This is a genomic window from Pseudoalteromonas sp. NZS127 (assembly GCF_015864805.1).
GTDB classification, from domain to species: Bacteria; Pseudomonadota; Gammaproteobacteria; order Enterobacterales; family Alteromonadaceae; genus Pseudoalteromonas; species Pseudoalteromonas nigrifaciens.
The window spans coordinates 100306-124124 of record NZ_JADYWN010000002.1 but is presented as its reverse complement, the minus strand read 5'-3'; the positions used below and the strand labels follow the sequence as shown (position 1 = coordinate 124124).

At 40.3% G+C, this 23819-nt stretch carries 22 protein-coding genes; 21 read left to right on the top strand and 1 reads right to left on the bottom strand.

What is annotated here, in order from left to right; genetic code table 11:
• Positions 1–6: 6 nt before the first annotated feature.
• From nusA to I6E78_RS02350, 21 genes are all read left to right on the top strand, one after another.
• Positions 7–1506, top strand: a complete 1500-nt coding sequence (gene nusA, locus I6E78_RS02450) for a transcription termination factor NusA (protein WP_011327685.1) — start codon at positions 7–9, stop codon at positions 1504–1506.
• Positions 1507–1531: 25 nt separating this feature from the next.
• A complete protein-coding gene (gene infB / locus I6E78_RS02445; RefSeq protein WP_011327686.1) occupies positions 1532–4192 on the top strand; it encodes a translation initiation factor IF-2 in 2661 nt (886 codons plus the stop codon).
• Between the two features lie 109 nt (positions 4193–4301).
• Positions 4302–4802, top strand: coding sequence for a 30S ribosome-binding factor RbfA (gene rbfA, locus I6E78_RS02440; protein WP_011327687.1), 501 nt, complete (start codon positions 4302–4304; stop codon positions 4800–4802).
• On the top strand, positions 4786–5745 hold the full coding sequence (gene truB, locus I6E78_RS02435) for a tRNA pseudouridine(55) synthase TruB (RefSeq protein ID WP_197181870.1): 960 nt from the start codon (positions 4786–4788) through the stop codon (positions 5743–5745). Before rbfA ends, truB begins: the two co-directional genes overlap by 17 nt.
• A 154-nt stretch (positions 5746–5899) precedes the next feature.
• Positions 5900–6169, top strand: a complete 270-nt coding sequence (gene rpsO, locus I6E78_RS02430) for a 30S ribosomal protein S15 (RefSeq protein ID WP_011327689.1) — start codon at positions 5900–5902, stop codon at positions 6167–6169.
• Positions 6170–6519: 350 nt separating this feature from the next.
• Entirely contained in the window at positions 6520–8646 is a 2127-nt protein-coding gene (gene pnp, locus I6E78_RS02425; protein WP_011327690.1) for a polyribonucleotide nucleotidyltransferase, read from the top strand.
• Between the two features lie 254 nt (positions 8647–8900).
• Positions 8901–9779: a lipoprotein NlpI gene (gene nlpI, locus I6E78_RS02420; RefSeq protein WP_011327691.1), complete on the top strand. Its 879-nt coding sequence runs from the start codon at positions 8901–8903 to the stop codon at positions 9777–9779.
• A complete protein-coding gene (locus I6E78_RS02415) occupies positions 9763–10938 on the top strand; it encodes a hypothetical protein (RefSeq protein ID WP_086998332.1) in 1176 nt (391 codons plus the stop codon). The genes nlpI and I6E78_RS02415 overlap by 17 nt, the downstream gene beginning before the upstream one ends.
• 256 nt (positions 10939–11194) lie before the next feature.
• Positions 11195–13987: a monovalent cation/H+ antiporter subunit A gene (locus tag I6E78_RS02410; RefSeq protein ID WP_011327693.1), complete on the top strand. Its 2793-nt coding sequence runs from the start codon at positions 11195–11197 to the stop codon at positions 13985–13987.
• Positions 13987–14334 (top strand): Na+/H+ antiporter subunit C, encoded by a 348-nt coding sequence (locus I6E78_RS02405; protein ID WP_011327694.1) that lies wholly within the window; start codon positions 13987–13989, stop codon positions 14332–14334. The genes I6E78_RS02410 and I6E78_RS02405 overlap by 1 nt, the downstream gene beginning before the upstream one ends.
• The gene (locus I6E78_RS02400) at positions 14331–15848 is read left to right on the top strand and encodes a monovalent cation/H+ antiporter subunit D (RefSeq protein ID WP_011327695.1); all 1518 of its coding nucleotides are present in this window, start codon (positions 14331–14333) and stop codon (positions 15846–15848) included. The genes I6E78_RS02405 and I6E78_RS02400 overlap by 4 nt, the downstream gene beginning before the upstream one ends.
• Positions 15848–16384, top strand: a complete 537-nt coding sequence (locus I6E78_RS02395) for a Na+/H+ antiporter subunit E (protein WP_011327696.1) — start codon at positions 15848–15850, stop codon at positions 16382–16384. Before I6E78_RS02400 ends, I6E78_RS02395 begins: the two co-directional genes overlap by 1 nt.
• A complete protein-coding gene (locus I6E78_RS02390; protein ID WP_011327697.1) occupies positions 16378–16647 on the top strand; it encodes a K+/H+ antiporter subunit F in 270 nt (89 codons plus the stop codon). Before I6E78_RS02395 ends, I6E78_RS02390 begins: the two co-directional genes overlap by 7 nt.
• Before the next feature lie 9 nt (positions 16648–16656).
• A complete protein-coding gene (locus I6E78_RS02385) occupies positions 16657–16986 on the top strand; it encodes a Na+/H+ antiporter subunit G (protein ID WP_011327698.1) in 330 nt (109 codons plus the stop codon).
• 184 nt (positions 16987–17170) lie between these two features.
• Entirely contained in the window at positions 17171–17605 is a 435-nt protein-coding gene (locus I6E78_RS02380; protein ID WP_179808057.1) for a MerR family transcriptional regulator, read from the top strand.
• A complete protein-coding gene (locus I6E78_RS02375; protein WP_086998339.1) occupies positions 17605–19851 on the top strand; it encodes a heavy metal translocating P-type ATPase in 2247 nt (748 codons plus the stop codon). The genes I6E78_RS02380 and I6E78_RS02375 overlap by 1 nt, the downstream gene beginning before the upstream one ends.
• Positions 19852–19881: 30 nt before the next feature.
• On the top strand, positions 19882–20235 hold the full coding sequence (locus I6E78_RS02370; protein WP_197181869.1) for a cupredoxin domain-containing protein: 354 nt from the start codon (positions 19882–19884) through the stop codon (positions 20233–20235).
• A 72-nt stretch (positions 20236–20307) separates the two neighbouring features.
• Complete coding sequence (locus I6E78_RS02365; protein ID WP_011327702.1) at positions 20308–20523, top strand: TIGR02450 family Trp-rich protein; 216 nt, start codon at positions 20308–20310, stop codon at positions 20521–20523.
• Between the two features lie 554 nt (positions 20524–21077).
• Positions 21078–21290, top strand: coding sequence for an EF-hand domain-containing protein (locus tag I6E78_RS02360; protein ID WP_011327703.1), 213 nt, complete (start codon positions 21078–21080; stop codon positions 21288–21290).
• A gap of 149 nt (positions 21291–21439) precedes the next feature.
• Positions 21440–21652, top strand: a complete 213-nt coding sequence (locus I6E78_RS02355) for a calmodulin (RefSeq protein WP_011327704.1) — start codon at positions 21440–21442, stop codon at positions 21650–21652.
• 95 nt (positions 21653–21747) lie between these two features.
• Positions 21748–21963 (top strand): EF-hand domain-containing protein, encoded by a 216-nt coding sequence (locus I6E78_RS02350; RefSeq protein WP_011327705.1) that lies wholly within the window; start codon positions 21748–21750, stop codon positions 21961–21963.
• A gap of 87 nt (positions 21964–22050) precedes the next feature.
• On the opposite strand, the gene I6E78_RS02345 is transcribed toward I6E78_RS02350, so the two are convergent.
• Positions 22051–23664: a M28 family metallopeptidase gene (locus I6E78_RS02345; RefSeq protein WP_197181868.1), complete on the bottom strand. Its 1614-nt coding sequence runs from the start codon at positions 23662–23664 to the stop codon at positions 22051–22053.
• Positions 23665–23819: the final 155 nt, after the last annotated feature.

Here is a 23819-nt window from a genome sequence, read left to right as displayed (position 1 = left end):
TAACCCATGGCAAAAGAGATATTATTGGTTGCTGAAGCCGTCTCCAATGAGAAAGCGGTTCCAAAAGAAAAGATTTTTGAAGCTTTAGAGTTCGCTCTAGCAACAGCAACAAAGAAAAAGCACGGTGGTGACATCGACGTACGTGTAGCAATTGACCGTAAAACAGGTGACTACGATACTTACCGTCGCTGGCAGATTGCTGCAGTATTAGAAGATGGGTCTTTAGAGAACCCATACAGCGAAATTACCCTAGAAGCAGCGCAAGTTGAAGAACCTGACTTGCAAATGGGTGACTTCGTTGAAGAGCAAATAGACTCAATTAAATTTGACCGTATTACAACCCAAATGGCTAAGCAAGTTATCGTACAAAAAGTACGTGAAGCTGAGCGTGCTTTAGTTGTAGAAGAATACAAAAGTAAAGAAGGTGAGTTAGTAACGGGTGTGGTTAAAAAAGCCACTCGTGACGCGATCGTTCTTGATTTAGGTAATAATGCTGAAGCGGTAATTTACCGTGACGACATGCTACCGCGTGAAAACTTCCGCCCAGGCGATCGTATTCGCGGTCTTCTATACGAAGTTAAGCCAGAAGCACGTGGCGCACAATTATTTGTAACGCGTTCTAAGCCTGAAATGCTAATGGAATTGTTCCGCATTGAGGTGCCAGAAATCGGCGAAGAAATGATTGAATTACGTGCCGCTGCACGTGATCCAGGTTCGCGCGCTAAAATTGCGGTTAAGTCTAACGACAAACGTATTGACCCAATTGGTGCTTGTGTAGGTATGCGTGGCGCACGTGTTCAAGCTGTATCGTCAGAACTTGGCGGTGAGCGTGTTGATATCGTACTTTACGATGATAACCCAGCACAATTTGTTATTAACGCAATGGCACCTGCAGAAGTAGCTTCAATCGTAATGGATGAAGATACGCACTCAATGGATATCGCTGTAGAAGCTGATAACCTAGCACAAGCTATTGGTCGTAATGGTCAAAACGTTCGTTTAGCTAGCCAATTAACTGGCTGGGAACTAAACGTAATGACTGTTGAAGACATGCGTAGCAAAAACGAAGCTGAGTCAGATAAGTTACTTAACTTATTTACTGAAAATTTAGAAATTGATGATGAATTTGCTTCATTATTAATTAACGAAGGTTTCTCGTCACTTGAAGAAGTTGCGTATGTACCGGCATCTGAATTTTTAGAAATTGATGGCTTAGATGAAGAAACGGTTGATCTATTGCGCTCACGTGCAAAAGACGCATTAACCACTAAAGCACTTAAAACGGAAGAAAGCTTAGATGGCGCAGAGCCAGCTGAAGACTTACTTGCGCTTGAAGGCTTAGAACGTCATTTAGCATTTGTTATGGCAAGCAAGGGTGTAATTACACTTGAAGACTTAGCTGAGCAAGGTATTGATGAATTAGTGGATATTACAGAACTATCACCTGAAAAAGCAGGTGAACTGATTATGGCTGCACGTAACATTTGTTGGTTTGCAGACGAGTAATTTATTAACGGAGGTATTAGAGACTATGGCAGAAGTAAATGTTGAAAAACTAGCCGGTGATATAGGTACAACTGTTGATAAATTGCTACAGCAGTTTTCACAAGCCGGTATTACCAAGCAAGCAGGCGAAAGCGTAACCGAAGCTGAAAAAGCGACGTTACTTGATCACTTAAGCAAGCAGCATGGCGGCACAGGTTCAGATGGCCCAGCGCGTATGACATTGCAACGTAAGAGCAAAAGCACATTAAGTGTGACTGGCTCAACGGGCAAAGCAAAGTCTGTTCAAGTTGAAGTTCGCAAAACACGTACCTACGTGAAGAAAAGCGCAATGGAGCAAGAGCAAGAAGAGCTACGCCTAGCCGCTGAAGAAAAACTGCGCCTTGAAGAGCAGCAAAAAGCTGCACAAGAAGCCGCAGAATTGAAAGCGAAACAAGAGGCAGAACGTAAAGCGAAAGAAGACGCTGATCGTAAAGCTAAAGAAGAAGCTAAACGCAAAGCTGATGCAGAGCGTAAAGCGAAACAAAAGCAGATGACCCCAGAGCAAAGTGCTAAGTCTGAGAAAGATCGCATCGAAGCTGAGCGTCTGCAAAAAGAAGCAGAAGAGGCCGCATTGAAGAAAGCTGAAGAAGAAGCGAAACGTCAAGCAGAAGAAGCAAGAAAGCTAGCTGAAGAGAACTCAGCACGCTGGAAGAAAGAAGAAGAAGAGCGTAAGAAGCGTGAAGAAACATCTGATCACCACCTTACAACTTCTACTTACGCACGTGAAGCAGAAGATGTTGCTGATGCTCGTGATGAGCAAGGCACACGCCGTGCGAAGAAAAAGAAAAAAGCGCCAGCAAAAGATAAATTTGCAGCGTCTAAAGGCCGTAATAAAGGCAAGTTAAAAGCACCTACATCGCTACAGCATGGTTTTACAAAACCAACTGCTGATGTTAAAAATGAAGTGCGTATTAGCGAAACAATTACAGTTGCAGAGCTTGCGTCACGCATGGCTGTTAAAGGCGCTGAAGTTGTAAAAACAATGATGAAAATGGGCGACATGGTTACTATTAACCAAGTGATTGACCAAGAAGCTGCACAACTTGTTGCAGAAGAAATGGGCCACAAAGTTATCATTGTTAAAGAAAACGAATTAGAGCAAAAAGTACTAAACGATCGCCATGAAGATGGTAAGTCTGAGCCACGTGCACCAGTTGTAACTGTTATGGGTCACGTTGACCATGGTAAAACATCTACACTTGATTACATTCGTTCAGCTAAAGTAGCCTCAGGCGAAGCCGGTGGTATTACACAGCACATTGGTGCATACCATGTTGATGTTAATGGCAACATGATCACTTTCTTAGATACTCCGGGTCACGCCGCATTTACTTCAATGCGTGCTCGTGGTGCTCAAGCGACTGATATCGTAATCTTAGTGGTTGCAGCTGATGATGGTGTTATGCCACAAACTAAAGAAGCGGTACAGCATGCACGTGCTGCTGGCGTTCCTTTAATCATTGCTGTAAACAAAATGGATAAAGAAGGCGTAGACCCAGATCGCGTTAAGAACGAGCTAGCTCAGCTTGACGTTATTCCTGAAGAATGGGGCGGCGATACGCAGTACGTTCATATCTCTGCAAAAACAGGTTTAGGTATTGATGAGCTTTTAGAAGCGGTATTAAACCAATCTGAACTACTAGAACTTACGGCTCCAACTGTTGGTATGGCTGCAGGTGTTGTTATTGAATCACGCTTAGATAAAGGCCGTGGTCCAGTTGCATCGATACTTGTTCAATCGGGTACGCTTAACCAAGGTGACATTGTATTATGTGGTCTTGAGTATGGTCGTATTCGTGCAATGCGCGATGAAAACGGTAAAGACATTAAGTCTGCGGGTCCTTCTATTCCTGTAGAAATTTTAGGTCTTTCTGGTATTCCGGCTGCAGGCGACGAAGCAACTGTAGTTAAAGATGAGCGTAAAGCGCGTGAAGTTGCTTTATATCGTCAAGGTAAATTCCGTGATGTTAAACTAGCGCGTCAACAAAAAGCTAAGCTTGAAAACATGTTTAGTCATATGACTGAAGGCGATGTGTCTGAAGTTAACGTGGTACTTAAAGCTGACGTTCAAGGTTCAATCGAAGCAATCTCTGATTCACTAACTAAACTCTCTACTGATGAAGTGAAAGTGAAGATAGTAGGTTCAGGTGTTGGTGGTATTACCGAAACTGATGCAACACTTGCAGCAGCGTCTAACGCAATTGTGGTTGGCTTTAACGTTCGTGCTGATGCTTCTGCTCGTAAAGTAATTGAGTCTGAAAACTTAGACTTGCGTTACTACAGCGTAATCTACAGCTTGATTGACGAAGTTAAACAAGCAATGTCGGGTATGTTGGCACCAGAATTTAAGCAAGAGATTATTGGTCTTGCTCAGGTTCGTGACGTGTTTAAGTCTCCAAAAATTGGCGCAATTGCTGGTTGTATGGTTACTGAAGGTGTTATTAAACGTAGCGCTCCAATTCGTGTACTTCGTGATAACGTGGTTATCTACGAAGGTGAACTTGAGTCACTTCGTCGCTTTAAAGACGATGTTGCTGATGTTCGTAACGGCATGGAATGTGGTATCGGCGTTAAGAACTACAATGACGTTCGTGTTGGCGACCAAATTGAAGTATTTGAAACAGTTGAAATACAACGTACTCTTTAATTGTTAGCTAGCTAGACTAATAAATGGGGGCTTAGCCCCCATTTGTGTATCCATTATTTAATTAACTTATTATTATATTCCAATAGGTTATGATTTTAGGACAAATGCAATGAGAGAATTTTCTCGTACAGATCGTGTTGCTCAGCAAATTCAAAAAGAAATTGCGGTAATTTTACAACGCGAAATAAAAGATCCACGCTTAGGTATGGTGACAGTGTCAGCGGTAGAAGTATCGCGCGATTTATCTTATGCGAAAATATTCATTACGGTATTTAATACGCAAGATGATAATGCAGCGAAGCAAAGTGCAAACGTACTTAACGAAGCGACCGGTTATATCCGCTCGTTATTAGGTAAGCGTATTCGTGCACGTATTATGCCTGAGTTAAAGTTTTTAGTTGATAACTCACTAATGGAAGGTATGCGTATATCTAACTTAGTTGATTCCATTATTCGCGAAGACAACGCTAAACATGTTGCAGATGAAACAGATGTTGAAGACAGCACTGATCATGAAGATGACGTAACTAACAGCGAAGATGAGACTAAGCACGTAGATATTGATACAGATAGCGAAGAAGGCACTAATACAGATGGCAAAGCGCAGTAAAGGCCGTCCAGTTGACGGTATTTTGTTGTTAAACAAACCAATTGGCATTTCATCAAATAAAGCACTACAGCAAACAAAAGGTGTGTACTTTGCACAAAAGGCGGGGCACACAGGTGCGCTAGATCCATTGGCAACCGGTATGCTGCCTATTTGCTTTGGTGAGGCAACCAAGTTTACACAGTTTTTACTCGATACAGACAAAACCTATGTGGTACGCGCTAAATTAGGCGAGAGAACAACGACATCAGATTCTGATGGTGAAATTGTTAGCACTAAAGATGTAAATGTAACGCGTGAACAACTGATTAAAGAAATTGCCGCTTTTGTTGGTGAGTCAGATCAGTACCCGTCAATGTACTCGGCGCTTAAGTATCAAGGTAGGCCTTTATATAAGTATGCACGCGAGGGTATTGAAGTACCACGTAAATGCAGAAAAATAAACGTGTTTAGCTTAACGTTTGACGAATTTGATGAAGTGAATAACGTAATACAAATGACGGCGCATGTATCTAAAGGCACCTACATTCGTACTATTGTTGACGACTTAGGTGAAAAGCTAGGTTGTGGCGCACACGTTGTTATGCTGCACCGCACTGCGGTTGGTCAATATCCTGCAGAAAAAATGGTGTCGCTAGATGAAATTGAAGTGTTATTAGCAAAAGCTAAAGACGAAGAAGTTGCACCTTCTACTTATTTAGACGCGTTGTTATTGCCACTCGATACAGCTTTAGTTGATTTACCGGTTGTTGAGATAAGTAAAGAGCAGGGCAGTATTTTTAGTCACGGCCAAGCAATAGACCTTGATATAGATTTGCCTGAAGGCGCAATTAAGGTTGTAGCTGACGGTATTTTTATTGGCACAGGCGAGCGTAATGCCAGCGGCCATTTAAAAGTTAAACGTGGCTTGGCCAGCCAACAAGATGATTATGTAAAACCCGAATAAATAGTTGCTTTAAATATTTTCAGCAGCTTATTTATATTGATGGGATAATTAACTTGTAGTTATTTGTACAATTGGTAGAATACGCCCGCTTAATCGTTTTGGCTGAATTAGTGATCGGCTAAAGCACCTTTTAAATTTAATTTTTGGAGTTATTATGTCACTAAGCAATCAAGAAAAAATCGATATCATTGCTAAATTCGCACGTGCTGAAGGCGACACTGGTTCACCTGAAGTACAAGTAGCATTACTTACTTTTGATATCAACAAGCTTCAAGGTCACTTTGCTGATCACAAGCATGACTTCCATTCACGTCGTGGTCTGCTTCGCAAAGTTAGCCAACGTCGTAAATTGCTTGATTACCTTAAAGGTAAAGACATCACGCGTTATACTGCGTTAATCAAAGAACTTGGCCTACGTCGCTAAGCACTTGATTATCAAAAAAGGAGCTTTTTAGCTCCTTTTTTTGTGCCTAAAATTCAGCACGACGTTTTATAAACACCTTAAATTATAAAATAAAATCTCCATTTAATAGGTAAGCAAAGGTCGTCATTTTTAGCCTTCATAAGGCTTAGCTTTTATCTAATAGCTAGACTCGCATTCTAACGGCGCTTTGGTATATACTATGCGCGTAGCTAAAAAGGTTTAGTTACGTTTATTTACGTCATCGCCAATTGTAGTACTTAATTGATTTTAAAATAAATACAATTATGTACTGTAATTGGTACTTAGATGACAACTTAAAAACATTTTAAAACATTTAAGGAATATTTTAAGTGCAAGCAATTATTAAAGAATTTCAACTAGGTCAACACACAGTGACACTAGAAACTGGTGCAATCGCTCGTCAAGCAGACGGCGCTGTACTTGCAAGCATTGGCGACACTTCAGTACTTGTTACTGTTGTTGGTAAACGTGAAGCGCAACCTGGCCAAGACTTTTTCCCACTAACAGTTAACTACCAAGAGCGTATGTACGCTGCTGGTCGTATCCCTGGTGGTTTCTTAAAGCGCGAAGGTCGTCCTAACGATGGCGAAACACTTATTGCACGTCTTATTGACCGTCCAATTCGTCCACTTTTCCCAAGTGGTTTTGTAAACGAAGTACAAGTTATTGCTACTGTTGTTTCTGTTAACCCTGAAATTCAACCTGATATGGTTGCGTTAATTGGTACTTCAGCTGCACTTGCTATCTCTGGTATTCCGTTCAGTGGTCCAATTGGTGCTACTCGCGTTGGTTACATCGACGGCGAATACGTACTTAACCCAACACTAAAAGAGCTAGAAGAAAGCAAGCTAGACTTAGTTGTTGCTGGTACTGATAACGCAGTATTAATGGTTGAGTCAGAAGCAGACGTACTTGCAGAAGACATTATGCTAGGTGCGGTTGTTTATGGTCATGAGCAAGCTCAAGCGATCATTACAGCAATTAAAGAATTTAAAGCAGAAGCAGGCAAGCCTACTTGGGATTGGACTGCACCAGCTAAAAACGTATCACTTGAAGAGAAAGTAGCGTCTATTGCTGCTGATAAAGTGGGCGAAGCTTACCGCATTACAGATAAAGTAGCGCGTAAAGAAGCACTTGGCGTAGCTAAAGATGAAGTTGTTGCTGTATTAACAAGCGAACTTGCTGAAGGCGAGTCTTTAGATAAGCAAGAAATTGGTAAAATCTTCGGTTCACTTGAGAAGAAAATCGTTCGTGGCCGTATCGCTGCTGGCGAAAAGCGTATCGATGGTCGTGAACCAGATATGATTCGTGCACTTGACGTAATGACTGGCGTATTACCGCGTACTCACGGTTCTGCTATCTTTACTCGTGGCGAAACTCAAGCACTTGTAACAGCTACACTTGGTACAGAGCGTGATTCACAGTTAATCGACGATTTAACTGGCACGCACAAAAACCACTTTATGCTTAACTACAACTTCCCTCCATTTTGTGTAGGCGAAACTGGTTTTGTTGGTTCTCCTAAGCGTCGTGAAATCGGCCATGGTAACCTTGCTAAGCGTGGTATTGCAGCAGTAATGCCAACATTGACTGAATTCCCATATTCAATCCGTGTAGTATCTGAAATCACTGAATCAAACGGTTCATCTTCAATGGCTTCTGTGTGTGGTACTTCACTTGCACTTATGAATGCTGGTGTACCAATTAAAGCGTCTGTTGCGGGTATCGCAATGGGTCTAGTTAAAGAAGACGATAAGTTTGTTGTACTTTCTGACATCTTAGGTGATGAAGATCACTTAGGCGACATGGACTTTAAAGTTGCGGGTACTGCTGGCGGTATTACAGCACTACAAATGGACATTAAGATTGAAGGTATCACTCAAGAAATCATGCAAATTGCGCTTAAACAAGCAAAAGCTGCACGTTTACATATCTTAGAAGTGATGGACAAAGCAATTTCTGCACCGTCTGAAGAGCTTTCTCAGTTTGCTCCACGTATTTATACTATGAAGATCCCACAGAAGAAAATCGCTGAAGTTATTGGTAAAGGTGGCGCAACAATTCGTCAACTTACTGAAGAAACTGGTACAACGATTGAAATTGGTGATGATGGCACAATCAAAATTGCAGCAACTGACGGCGAAAGCGCAGCAAATGCAATTAGCCGCATTGAACAATTAACTGCTGAGCTTGAAGTAGGTACTATCTACGAAGGTAAAGTTGTACGTATTGTTGATTTTGGTGCGTTTGTAAATATTCTTCCTGGTAAAGATGGTCTAGTACATATTTCGCAAATTAGTACTGAGCGTGTTAATAACGTGACTGATCACCTTTCTGAAGGTCAAGAAGTTAAAGTTAAAGTACTAGAAGTAGACCGCCAAGGCCGTGTACGTCTAAGTATTAAAGAAGCAATGGAATCTGCAGCACCTGCAGCTGATGCGCCAACTGACGCATAATTGCTAATACTTAATCCGGTTATATTTACTGGATAACATAAAAAGGGGCTGTTTAGCCCCTTTTTTTATGCTTTAATGAAACTAACTGCTTATAGCAATTGAATTTAAAGTTAATTATTTTAAGCGCTTAAGTTGAATGGATATCATTATTTTAAAGCGTTAAATAATTTATTAGCTAAACGCAGTTAATATGAACCTTACTAGACATCGCATGTCTTATTTATTTGCTACTTACCTTGGTATTAAGGATTTTAATGACACTCAAACATTTAGCCTTGGCATCTTTTACTATTTTGTCTTTAAGCGCGTGCCAAAGCACTTCAAAAGCTGAGTCAATGCCGATTGTTAATGTGCCTTTTACTGCGCCTCTCGCCTCTGATTTTAGAAGTGAAATTGCAATTGCACGTTATTCAGAGCTACTAAATAGAGTAGATCTAAGCCCTGAGCAACAAGCAAAACTTTATTATGATCGGGGTGTATTATTTGACAGTTTAGGCATGACCACGTTGTCGCGAATTGACTTTAATCGTGCTGTTAAATTAAAACCAGATTTAGCCGAGGTGTATAATTTTTTAGGTATTCAACATACCTTAATGCAGCAGTATGAAAAAGCCTATGAACTTTTTGATTCAGCCCTTGAGCTTAACGAAGAACATGAATATGCGTATTTAAATCGTGGTATTGCACTGTACTATGGCGACAGAGCTGAGCTTGCACAAAACGATTTTAATGAGTTTTTAGCGCGCTCTCCAAACGATCCTTACCGTGTGTTATGGCTTTTTTTAGCGCAAGCACAGGATGATAAAGTTAAAGCACTTAGTGTGCTTAAAACCAATGCTAAAGCACTTGATGAATCGCAATGGGCGTATCAGTTAATTGCGCTTTACCTGGGCGATATTAGCGAACATGATTTTTTATCTGTTATTAGTGATGGGGTTAAATCAGAGCAAGAATACGCACAGCGATTATGCGAGGCTTACTTTTATTTGGCAAAATCGCATCAAGCAGCAGGTAATATTAATTTAGCCGCTGATTATTTTAAGCTGGCACTGGCTACTAACGTGCATGAGTTTATTGAATATAAATATGCGCGATTAGAACTTGAGCTGATGACAGGTGTTGACGAAAGCTAAGCGTTATAAACTAGCGGTAGTATTACTGTGTAGCCTATTAATTAGTGGCTCGAGTAATCATGCTAACAGTATTGGCTTTTGGCAAGTTTTAAATGCCAAGGCCAATATAATACAAAGTTATTGGCTATTTCCTGATTATTTTTCTCTGCATTTACAGCAACTCCCTGATATTGCGCTCGCTTCATTAGCGCGAAATAAAATACCTGCCGCGCAATATAGATATTCACTTAAATTATTAAAAAATAACCATACCGATACTGCAAAGTTATTTTGGCAAAAAAACACCCATACTATGAGTGAGTCAAAACGCCAAGCATTAGCGATGGAGTTATTAGCTCAATCTCAATGGGGCGATCTTAAATTATTGGCAAAGCAGGGGTTATTGCCTGAGGGAGATGCATTAAATCATCTTAAACTGCAAACAACTCAGCCTTATAGCAGCCTGCCCACAGCGTTTATGCAGCGCCTTGGTTTTTTATCATTGAGTTCAGAGGTTAAAGCGGATGAACAATGTTTGTTTAACGTGTTAATGATGAGCGATCACCGTAGCGGGTTATATAAGCTCGCTAAACTTATAAAGCAATACAATAAGCGCCCTGAGCCCAGTGCTGGGGTTTTTTGTTTATCGCAACCGATTTATGTTGGCGGTGCTATTAATTGTAGTAGTGCAGCAAATAAAATGGCGCAGTGCGATTGGCAAACCGCTAGGCTAAAAAAACAGCTTCCTACTGATTTTGACTTTATAGTAATGATGCCCAAGCAGGGAAGTGCAAATGTGCGCAGTGGCATTATGCAATTAAATTCAAAAGCAGGTTACCAAGTGTTTTTACATGAGTTAATGCACTTTAATGGTTTTGAGGATGAATACGCGCTACCAAAAACGAAGCAAGCTTGGCTGTGTGCACAAAGTGGTTTTGTGGCACCTAATTTGTTTTTAGCAAATAGCGAAGCTACCCCACCAGTAGGTTGGTATAAAAGCCAGAGCTGCCAGCAAGGGGCCGTGGCTTATAAGCCCAGTGAAGCTTGGTCTATTATGCAATATCAGCAGTTAGCTCTCTCAGCGCAATACAGAGCGTTGTGGCAAGCACACATAAATACCCATTTTACAGTGTTTCCTCGTTTTAACTCCTTCATGGAACGCTCAATAACGCCACGCTAAATTTTAAAGTCTTTACTCTAAGGCGTATGAAAAGCGAACATAGTTGATATTGTTGCATTAATTTATATATAAATTTGCTTGATAATTATGCAGCTAGAGGCGCTTTCTATAGACAAAAACGGCGTTTATCAGTATAACTATACGTATTAATGCTGTTAAAAAAGCAGACCACAAAAGCTAATGCCCAAGTCACTTTGGTAATTAACTATAACGAATAGCGTATTGATAAATTTATGATTTTAAAAGGTCCTTTACTATGACTTTGCTCTGGATACCCCTGCTATCCTTAATTGGCAGTGTTATTTCTGCATTTACAGGCAAACTAACGCGAAACCAAGCGACAAGCTTAACTATGCTTGCACCATTAATCGCACTTTGCATAACTCTATATCATGCGCCTGCGGTACTTGCCGGTGAAACTATTCGTTTTAGTGCTGCTTGGATCCCAAGTTTAGGGCTCGATTTCTCCCTGCGCTTAGACGGTCTAAGTTTACTGTTTATATTTATGATTTTGGGCATAGGCTTATTGGTTATTTTATATTCTCGTTATTATTTAAGTAATAACGACTCAATGGCAAAGCTATATAGCTACTTAATGTTATTTATGACCGCAATGCTTGGCATTGTTATGTCTAATAATGTTATTCAGCTATGGGTGTTTTGGGAATTAACCAGTATAAGTTCGTTTTTATTAATTAGTTATTGGTGGCATAAGTCAGAGGCGCGCAAGGGCGCACGTATGGCGCTTACAGTTACCGGAGCCGGTGGTTTAGCGCTGCTTGGTGGGTTACTGATAATTGGCGACATTGTTGGCAGTTATAACCTAGATATAATTTTAGCCAGCAGAGCAATTATTCAATCGCACGATCTATATGAGCTTGCACTGGTTTTAGTGTTATTAGGTGCATTTACTAAATCGGCCCAATTTCCGTTTCATTTTTGGCTACCTCATGCCATGGCAGCGCCAACACCTGTGAGCGCCTATTTACATTCGGCGACCATGGTTAAAGCGGGTATCTTTTTGTTAGCGCGTTTTTATCCGGCCTTAGCGGGCACCGAAATGTGGTTTATATTAGTTGCCTTAACAGGTTTAATTACTTTGTTATTTGGCGCATACGTGGCTTTATTTAAGCATGATTTAAAAGGTTTATTAGCGTATTCAACGATAAGTCATTTAGGTTTAATTACGCTATTGCTAGGCCTAGATACCGAACTTGCGACTGTTGCCGCTATTTTTCATATTATTAATCACGCCACCTTTAAAGCGTCACTGTTTATGGCCACTGGTATTATTGACCATGAAACAGGTACGCGCGATATGCGTAAACTCAATGGTATGTGGCGCTTTATGCCCTACACAGCAACGCTTGCTATGGTTGCCGCTGCAGCAATGGCGGGTGTCCCTTTGCTTAATGGCTTTATTTCAAAAGAAATGTTTTTTGCCGAAACACTGCATCAGCAAGTACTTGGCTCTATGTCGTGGTTAATCCCGGTTTTAGCAACCATTGCGGGGGCATTTGCCGTGGCTTATTCGGCGCGCTTTATCCACGATGTATTTTTTAATGGCGACCCAATAGATTTACCGCGTACGCCACACGAGCCGCCTCGTTATATGCGCGTACCCATCGAAATATTAGTGGTGTTGTGTTTACTTGTTGGCATGTTTCCGCACTTTGTAGTTGATGGTATTTTATCGGCAGCCTCATTAGCAGTACTGGGCAAAGCAATGCCAGAGTATCAGCTGAGCATTTGGCATGGCTTTAATTTACCGTTATTAATGAGTGCCATGGCAGTTGCTGGCGGCTTATTTATTTATGTTAACCGTAAACACCTGTTTCAATTTCAAGCGTCTTTACCGCCGCTAAACGCTAAAAAAATGTTTGATCATTTAGTACAATGCGTTATTGATTGGAGCCAAGATAAAATAAACAAAACAGAAAATGGCTCACTGCAACGCTATGTATTTATTATGTTGGGCGTTATTTTATTAGCTGCTGGTTGGCCGTTATTCGAAATGCAAAAATTAGCGGGAAGTGTGCCAAATACACCGGTTGATTTACACAACGGCATAGGTGCTAGCTTGTTAATTGTAGGCGCCATTGCCACAGTGATAAGCCATAGATCGCGTATGGTCGCTTTGTTAATGGTATCTATTGTGGGATTAATGGTAGCTGTGGTGTTTACCCGCTTTTCGGCACCAGACTTAGCCTTAACGCAATTAACGGTAGAAGTGGCAACAATAATACTACTTATGTTGGCATTGTTTTTCTTACCGCAAAGCACCCCAAGAGAATCAAGCTCATTGCGTATATTACGTGATTTAAGTATTGCCTCGACAGTGGGCGTGGTTATAGCCAGTATTTGTTACGCTTTGCTTACTCGTCCGCTTGATTCTATTTCTGACTTTTTTATTGCCAATGCCAAAACCGGTGGTGGCGGTACCAATGTAGTTAACGTTATTTTAGTTGATTTTAGGGGCTTTGATACGCTTGGCGAAATTACTGTATTAGGTATTGCAGCACTAGGGATTTTTAAGCTTTTATCGCGAATTCCATTGTTTATGCCTGCAACCGACAGTGATGGCCGTTCATGGGCACGCGAGCGCCACCCTATTTTATTAGCCAGTATTTCGCAAAGCTTACTCCCGCTTGCACTGTTAGTGTCGGCTTATATTTTCTTACGTGGTCATAATTTACCGGGCGGCGGCTTCATTGCCGGGCTTGTTACTTCTATTGCCTTTATTTTGCAGTATATGGCACATGGCTCTACTTGGATCAGTGAGCGCTTTGATGTTAATTACCGAAAAATTATTGCCTCGGGTATCGCTATTGCTATGTTCACGGGTGTGGGTAGCTGGTTTTTTGATAAGCCATTTTTAACCACGTGGTTTGACTATTTTGACATTCCATTTATTGGTAAAACAGAGTTAGCAAGTGCCATTGTATTTGACCTTGGTGTGTACTTAACCGTAGTGGGTGCCACATTGATGATATTAGCAAGCTTAGGTGATATGACCACAAGTGCAGAGCAAAAAGAAGGTGATGTTTAATGGAGTTATTATACGCGTCGTGCGTGGGTGTGTTAATTAGTTGCGGTGTATTTTTACTGCTAAGAGCACGTACTTTTCCAGTTGTGCTTGGTCTAACTATGATTTCTTACGCAGTTAACTTGTTTTTATTTTCATCGGGTCGACTAACCACAAATAAAGCTGTTGTATTAGGTACAGGTGCAGATTACGCCGATCCACTGCCGCAAGCTTTAGTGTTAACAGCCATTGTAATTGGTTTTGCAATGACCGCCTTTGTGGTTATATTAGCAATACGTGGCCGTGCAGATTTAGGTAATGACCATGTTGATGGTCACCTTGTTAAAAGTAAGTACAAGGTGAAAAAATGATTCAGCATTTAACATCGCTTCCTGTATTGCTGCCTATGCTAGCAGCTATTATTTTACTATTACCACCGTGTGGTAAAAACTTATTTGCCCGTCGTTTGGCTTCAGGCGTAATGGCAATTATTACATTTGTAGTGAGTGTTTTATTACTGATAACCGTACACAACGAAGGTATTAACGTATACGCAATAGGTAACTGGTCAGCACCATTTGGTATTGTACTTGTTGCAGATATGCTCTCTAGCTTGTTGGTAACACTTACTTCATTTTTAGGCGTAATGGTTGTGCTGTACGGATGTGCAGGCGATGATGAACACGGCAGTTTTTTTCATCCACTAATTCACTTTTTAATTTTAGGTGTAAATGGTGCATTTTTAACTGGCGATTTATTTAACGTATTTGTATTTTTTGAAGTGCTGCTTATTGCCTCTTATGCCTTGCTTATGCACGGTGGTGGCAAGCAAAAAACTAAAGCTGCATTGCACTATGTTATTTTAAACTTAGTAGGTTCGAGTGCGTTTTTAATTGGTTTAGGTATTTTATACGGTGTACTAGGCACGCTAAATATTGCCGATATGGCGCAAAAAATATCTTTACTTACTGGCGACGATGTTTATTTAGCTAAAGCCGGTGGACTATTGTTATTAGTAGTATTTGCTTTAAAAAGTGCATTATTGCCACTGCATTTATGGTTACCAAATACCTATTCAAGTGCGGCCCCAGTTGTTGCTGCGCTATTTGCGATTATGACTAAAGTAGGTGTGTACGCCATGCTACGCGTTTATACCGTTATGTTTGGTGAGCAAGCTGGCGAACTTGAACACATGGCGCAAACTTGGTTATGGGGCTTAGCAATTGCAACGATAGTTGTAGGGGCCATAGGGGTATTAGCCGCTCAGGATTTACGTAAGATCACTGCCAATTTAGTACTGGTGTCGGTGGGTACTTTGGTGGCTTTAGTGTCGTTACAAAACATAAACGCTACGGCGGCCTTGCTATATTATTTAGTACACTCAACTTTGGTATGTGCTGCTTTATTTTTACTCGCCGATATAATTTCTATTCAACGCGGTAAAGTTGGCGACAGATTGGTAGCAGGTAGAGTGGTAAAACAGCCGTTTTTATTAGGTACGTTATTTATTATTGCAGCATTAACTGTAATAGGCATGCCGCCATTTTCAGGCTTTGTAGGCAAAATTTGGATTTTAAAAACAACACTCAATAGTGAAAATGCACTTGTATTTTGGCCTGCTTACTTAATTACCAGTTTAGTGTTAATTATTGCACTAGCACGCGCCGGAACTAGTTTGTTTTGGGAAGGTAAGTACACAGGTAGTGAGCCAAATGACGCACCAAACGCGCATCCATTGCAAGTAATTGCTATTGTGGGGTTACTTATTTGCTCAGTAATGCTAGTTGTTTTTGGTGGTGCTATTAGTGAGTACACCATAAAGGCCGCAACCCAATTACACGACATAAGTGGTGGTATTAATGCCGTGCTTAAAGGAGGTGTTTAATGCGACTAAAAGCACGTTTTAGATTGTTACCTACGCCATTTCGTAGTGTATTTTTGTTTATAGTATGGCTGTTATTAAATAATAGTGTGTCTGCAGGGCACTTGGTATTAGCGGCTATATTTGCGATTGTTATTCCGTTATTTACTATATCGTTTCGCGATCCTCAGCCATTAATTTTAAGGCCCGGATTAGCCTTTAAACAGGTTTTTATTGTACTGTACGATATAATAGTGGCTAACTTACAAGTGGCTGTATTAATACTTGGGCCAAGTAAAAACATGCGCCCAGCATTTGTTAAAGTACCCGTAGATTTAACCCATGAAATGCCGATTACTATTTTGGCAAGCTGCGTGTCACTCACACCTGGCACTGTGAGCGCTGAGGTATATCCTATTTTAGAATCACTTAATAAAGGTGAGCAACCAAAACAGCGTTATTTGCTTATTCATGTACTTGATCTTAAAGACGAGCAAGCACTTATTAAACAAATAAAAGAGCGTTATGAGGCTCCCTTAAAGGAGATATTTCAATGTTAGAAACCGTATTATTAATTGTATTTAGCATGATTGGATTAGCGCTACTATTAAATTTATGGCGTTTGGTAATTGGTCCATCGGTTCCCGATCGTATTTTAGCGCTCGATACTATGTATATAAACGTGATTGCGCTGATTATTTTATACAGTATAAGTATGAGCACGGGGTTGTACTTTGAAGCGGCTTTATTAATTGCAATGCTTGGCTTTATAAGCACAGTAGCATTATGTAAGTATTTACTTCGCGGCGATATAATCGAATAAGGTATAGCAATGATCAGTGAATGGATAGTATCAATATTATTATTACTAGGTGGCGTGTTTATTTTAATTGGCTCAATAGGCTTAGTTAAACTGCCTGATTTTTTTATGCGCTTACATGGCCCAACTAAAGCAACTACCCTAGGTATGGCGAACATTTTAACTGCCGCTATGGTGTACTTTGCAAATACCGAACATGGCGTGAGTGTTAAAGAAGTACTTATTACTATATTTTTATTAATTACCGCACCGATTAGTGGGTATATGTTAATTAAAGCAGCCATTCATCATAAGCTCAAACCAAAAGATGGCACCAAAGGGCTTGATAATATTGAAGATTAATATTATTTATAAATGCATTTAGCGTGTAACTACCCTAGATATATTTAACTACAATAAAGCCGGATAAAGTTAATTTATTCGGCTTTGTTGTTTTTAAAGTATTTAAGTTGACCTATGTGTGACACATAGGTTTACACTACAGGTATGAATTTAGCTTTAAACTATGAATTATCACGGAGGAGCTATGTACGTTAAACAACTTGCCAATAAAATGAGCGTTACACCCGACACTATTCGCCATTACACGCGAATGCAGTTGCTCAAACCAGTCCGTAGTGTAAGTAACGGTTATCAAGAATATACAAAAACTGATCAACAGCGTTTAAAGTTTATAATCAATGCTCGTCAGTTGGGCTTTTCTGTTAAAGATATTCAGCACATTATTACTGAGTCGGAGCAAGGAAACTGCCCATGCCCATTAACACGAAAACTAATAGTTAAACGCTTAGCCGAAACCGAAGCTCTTTTTCAAGAAACACTTAAGCTGCGCACACGAATGCAAGCGGCAGTTAAGCAGTGGCAAAGTTCTCCCGATGGCGCAACTAGCGCTGATATATGTAGTTTAATAGAGTCATTTGTTGACCCCATTAGCACTGAAGAAAATAACCCGGAGGCGTAATGAGTAATAATATTAACAGCAGCTCACAAAACTTTATTATTGAAGGGGCTAATTGTGGCAGCTGCGTAGCAAAAATAGAAAAAGCGCTAAAAACAGTATCGGGTGCACAGCGAGTAGAAATGAACTTTGCACAACGCACCGTACAAGTGGAAGGGCAAGCGGATGAAGCGGCGCTTATTGCAGCGGTAGAAAACATTGGCTATAAAGCAAAGCCCATGAGTAATGACTCAGAGCAAGATGCGCTCGATGAAAAAGCCAAAGCCGATGACGCGCATTATAAAAAATTAATGCGCAATATGATATTAGCGTTAGGCGTAGGTGCACCATTAATGCTTTATGGGCTTATTTTCGATATGAACGTAATAACCACGACTCAACGTATAGCTTGGTTTATTGTGGGTTTAGCCACGTTGGCAGTGATGGCCGTAGCCGGTAAGCAATTTTACAATGGCGCATGGCAAGCATTTAAAAACCATGCCGCCAATATGGATACGCTTATAGCGCTGGGAACCGGTACTGCTTGGTTATATTCTATGGTAGTCGTTATTACCCCTAACCTACTACCAGAGGTGGCAAGGCATGTGTACTTTGAAGCCTCAGCAATGATCATTGGTTTAATAAGCTTAGGCCTAGCATTAGAAGTAAAAGCACGCGGGCGCACCTCTGAGGCTATAAAGCGTTTAATAGGGCTGCAACCAAAAACAGCACGTGTTATTCGCGACGGGCAAGAGCGCGATATTGATATTAGCGACGTAGTAAAAAGTGATCAGGTACGAGTGCGCCCGGGCGAAAAAATATCAGTAGATGGCGAAGTGCTTGAAGGCAGTAGTAGTGTTGACGAATCAATGCTAACGGGTGAACCTATGCCGGTTACTAAACAAATAGGCGATACGGTAGTCGCTGGTAGTATTAATAAAACCGGAACATTATTATTCAAAGCGACCCATATAGGCAGCGAAACAACACTCGCCAATATTATTAATATGGTAAAGCGGGCACAAAACTCAAAGCCGTCAATTGGTCGTTTAGCGGATGTTATTTCGGGTATTTTTGTTCCCACGGTAATGATAATAGCAATACTTGCTGGGCTTGCCTGGTTAAACTTTGGCCCTGAGCCCGCAATTGCTTATGCGGTAGTTGCTGTCACTACAGTGCTTATTATTGCTTGTCCGTGTGCGCTTGGTTTAGCAACGCCAATGTCGGTAATGGTGGGCATAGGTAAAGCTGCTGAGTCGGGAATACTGATCCGCAACGGTGAGGCACTACAAGTAACTTCTAAAATTACCACCATGATTTTAGATAAAACTGGCACCATTACCCAAGGATCGCCAACGGTAACCGATGTTATTACCTTTAATAACAGCGATGAAAACACAGTAATGCAGCACGTTGCTAGCCTAGAGAGTAGTTCAGAGCATCCATTAGCCGAGGCCATAATAAGTTATGCTAAAGCGCTAAACTTAACGCTGAGTAAAGTAACTGACTTTGATGCACTTACGGGTAAAGGAGTAATAGGGACACTTGATGGACAAACGCTGTTGTTTGGTAATAAGGCCTTAATGGATAAATACCATGTTGCAATTGACGATGCGTACGAGCAGGCACAAACATTGGCAAGTGAAGCAAAAACCCCAATGTATTTTGCAGTTAATCAACAGCTACAGGCTATTATTGCTGTAGCAGATCCTATTAAAGCAGACTCAGCTGCAGCAATTAAGCGGTTGCAAAATAAAGGCATTCACTTAGTCATGCTCACAGGTGATAACCAAGCAACAGCGCAAGCAGTTGCTAAAAAAGTAGGAATAAAGGACTTTATTGCAGAAGTACTCCCTGACGACAAAGTAAATGAAGTTATAAAACGCCAAGCAAAGGGCGAAATAGTGGGTATGACGGGCGATGGCATTAACGATGCACCGGCACTAGCACAAGCCGATGTTGGCTTTGCGATTGGCACAGGCACTGATATAGCCATAGAAAGTGGCGACATAACCCTAATGCGCGGATCGTTACACGGCCTTGCAGATGCAATTGCAGTAAGTAGCGCGACCATTTTAAATATTAAGCAAAATCTATTTGGTGCCTTTATTTATAATGTGGCGGGTATTCCAATTGCTGCTGGGTTGTTATATCCATTTTTTGGATTATTGCTTAACCCAGTAGTAGCAGGGGCTGCTATGGCACTATCATCGCTAACGGTTGTTAGTAACGCCAATAGATTACGCTTTTTTAAACCAGCAAAATCATAAGCCAAAGCCTTTAATTTAGGAGTAATAATTATGTTGATGATTAATATATTAGGCGCATTACTCATAATTGCGATTGTGTACTGGTTTTGGCTTTTTAAGCCAAAGCAAGTGCAAAGTAACGACAATAAGGTAGTTATAGTGGTTGATAACGGTATATACCAGCCGGCGCAAATTAAAGTTGTTGCAGGTAAAGAGTTAACACTTAACTTCGATCGCCAAGATAGTGCACCATGTAGCGAAACAGTCATATTTCCACAGCTTGATATAAGTAAAACCCTCGTAATGGGCGATGCTAATACCTTAAAAATACCCCAGCTTAAAGTAGGTGAGTACGACTTTCACTGCCAAATGCAAATGTATAAAGGTAAGCTAATAGTGCAGTAATAGTTGAGCTAAACGTATTGTTAGCGCGTATTGGCTTATCATATTTACAGCTTGGTTGGACTTTGCAATTTTATGAATAAACTAAACCCTAAAAAGCTACTTAATAGTAAGTGGACTGCAGTACCTGCAATCAATAAAGAAAAACACTTTATTATTATAGAGGTTGAGTACGATGAGGATAGCAACGTGATTGCGTGCGTTACTGAGGCAATAATTTCAAAAAGCCAATACCCAATTAGTTGGCGAGATTTAAAAAACGCACAAAATTGGTTACAAGGCTGGAAATAACAACTAATTCCACTTCTCGTAAAAATAATAAAGCCGCTGCATTAAGATTATGTAGCGGTTTTTTGTTTCAATTCACTGTTAATCACATCCTAATGTGCACTGCATTCGCCAAATGGCGACAAAAAGTATCATTTACTTTAAAACACTTCATAAATGCTGAATTAATAAAATCAATTATAAAAAGCTATTAAATTTCAATGCCTTATTGTTTGTTTTTTATTTAATAATTTATAAAAAGTAAATTGTTCATGGTGGGTTTATTACAAAATCAACTTAAAGCAGCCAGTAGTGGCTTATTTGCGCTGTGTTGTGTCTTTTTTATTAAAGTTAACCTTATGATTTTTAAGCTTTAATTATTTAACATCAAACAGCTGTTGCTAAAAAGCAACAAAAAATCATTATAAAACACCCTCAAACGGCTTAAATAAGTATAAGTAACTGTTTTTATTGTGATTTAAAAACATGGCACCGAAGTTGTAATACCTAAGCTGTATTGAGCAAAACAAGATTAAAGTTAAACAGCTTAAATCATAACCCAATGAAGGAATTACATTATGAAAACATTTAAATCAACACTGGTACTAATGGCTTTAGCTTCTTCATCAGCGGCTTTTGCAGCAACAGATTTTGACACACTCGATGTAGATGGTAATGGTGCAATTAGCCAAGCAGAAGCGTCGGTAGATGCAGAGCTTATGAGTAAATTTACTGAGCTTGATACTGACCAAAATGGTGAGTTATCTAAAGAAGAATTTTCTAAGGCATAAGCCTCAAGCCCTACAACACAATTAATATTCTGAGTTGCCAAAGACAACCTAAATAGGCAAGGGAGCCTTTGATAAAGAATAATAAGGAAATTCAAGTGTTCACGGGAAAGTTAATACATTTATATTACATAGACTTGAAGGATTAAATTATGAAAAAGTTACAATCAACACTGGTTTTAATGGCATTAGCGTCTTCATCTGCAGTATTTGCAGGCACCGACTTTGAAACACTTGATGTAGATAGCAGTGGCACAATTAGCCAAGCCGAAGCGTCGGTTGCTGCTGAGTTAATGGAGCAATTTGCAGAGCTTGACGTTGATGGCAACGGTGAGCTTTCTAAAGAAGAATTTGCTGAGTATTAATTTTCAGCACATTAATTTACAGAATATGGATTTTTGAAAAGGATTTTCACTTTATTATTTTTTATTAAACAGGCTTTAAGCTTAAGGATAACACATTGAAAACATTACATAAGACATTAGCACTAATCGCACTAGCATCATCTTCAGCGGCATTTGCAGCAGTAGACTTCGACTCATTTGATACAGATGGCGACGGCGTTATTAGCCAAACAGAAGCGCAGGCAAACCCGCAGCTTGCACAAATATTTGATGAATTAGATGCAGATGGTAATGGTGAACTTTCTAAAGAAGAGTTTGCAGCAGTTCAATAATGCTACCCATTTCTAACTAAATAATGATAATACGTACTAAAAAGCAGCCAATTGGCTGCTTTTTTATGTGTGTTTAAAACGCAATTGCTAGCGCTTATCTTGCTCACGTTTTGTTTTAAAGTCAGACTCTGCTTTCCACTTTGGCCAATCGTTGCTGTTAGCCAGCTGTGTGGCTATATTAATGATCAGTTGGCTATCTTGCTCTACACCACCAAGCGACCAGTCGGTAGAGTAATCATCGGCTTCTTTGTGGTACTTATGAGTAATGTAATCAGGGTCGGTATCACCAAGGCTCATAAATAATAAACTGGGCACACCTTGCTTAGAAAGCGAAAAGTGATCAGAGCGAAAAAATAAACCATTTTGCGGGCGAGGATCCATTTTTACCGTTCGACCTTGTGCCTTAGCGGCCTTGGCTAAGTAATCTTCCATTTCAGAAAGCCCTTTACCATACTGTAAAACATAGTCAGTAGCGTCAAGTACGTTCATGCCATCAATATTTAATAAGCCAACCATTTGTTTAGTTGGGATCACCGCACCAGATGCAAATTCTTCTGAGCCAATTAGGCCAGTTTCTTCTGCGGTAAAATTGGCAAAAATGATCGAGCGTTTAAATGGCGTTTGTTGATGCATTTTACTCATTACTCTGGCAATTTCGAGCGTGGCGGCTGTACCTGATGCGTTATCTACCGCACCATTATAAATTTTAGGCCCGCTATCTGTTTGTTTAGTGCCAAAGTGATCCCAATGCGCACTAATTACAACGTATTCGTCTGGCAGTTCGCTACCGGTAAGTTGTGCTACTACGTTATGCGATTTTGCATGCGATACTTCATTTTTAAAAGCCAGGTTGGCTTTTACATTAAGCGGCAGCGCTTTAAAGTCAGCATTTAAAGCCTGTTGTTTTAATTGCTGATAGTTAAGGTTTGCAGCATTAAATAAGCGCTCGGTAGCCTCAAGGTGTAACCATCCCATAACGGGAAGTTTTGAGGTGTTGTTGGTGTCATCAATTAGCGTATATTTAGTACCCGTATTTGAGCTCTCTACCACGCTCCACGGGTAAGCTGCTGGTGCAGTTTCGTGCACTATAAGAACGGCAGCAGCACCTTGACGAGCCGCTTCTTCGTACTTGTAAGTCCAACGACCGTAGTAGGTCATAGCATTACCGGTAAACAGGCTGTCGTCTTGAGTTGCAAAGCCAGGATCGTTAACTAACACCACCACGGTTTTGCCTGTTACATCAAGATTTTTATAATCGTTCCAGTTATATTCTGGTGCATTAATACCATAGCCTACATATACCACGTCAGAATTACGCACATCAATAACGCTTTGTAGCTGCTCGGTACGGGCAGTAAAGTCTTTACCTGCACTAAAAGTGAGCTCACCAATAGTTAATTGCATATTTTGATCAGCAGTTACTTTTGCCATTTTCACCGGTTGTAAGTACTTATCGTTATAAGCACCGCTTAAACCAAACGCTTGGTATTGCTTAGTTAAATAACCAATCGTTTTTACTTCACCGGCTGTAAGGGGGCCACGACCTTCAAATTCGTCTGAGGCGAGTGTTTTAATGTGCTGCTTAATATTATTAATACTAAGTGCTTGGGAATTCTCAAGTTTAGTTGTGTCTGCAGCTTGCTCTGAGCAACCTATGAGCGTTAGAAATAAAAAAAGGCTGGTTGTTTTTATAATTGTCATAATAACTGAGGGTAGGTAATACATAGCTCGACTATATACAGCGAACTTTAAAGTGTCTATACAGGATATAATTTTATAGACTTAAGTTTTAGCTGTTGCACAATATTGAACTTAGAACTTAGAACTTAGAACTTAGAACTTAGAACTTAGAACTT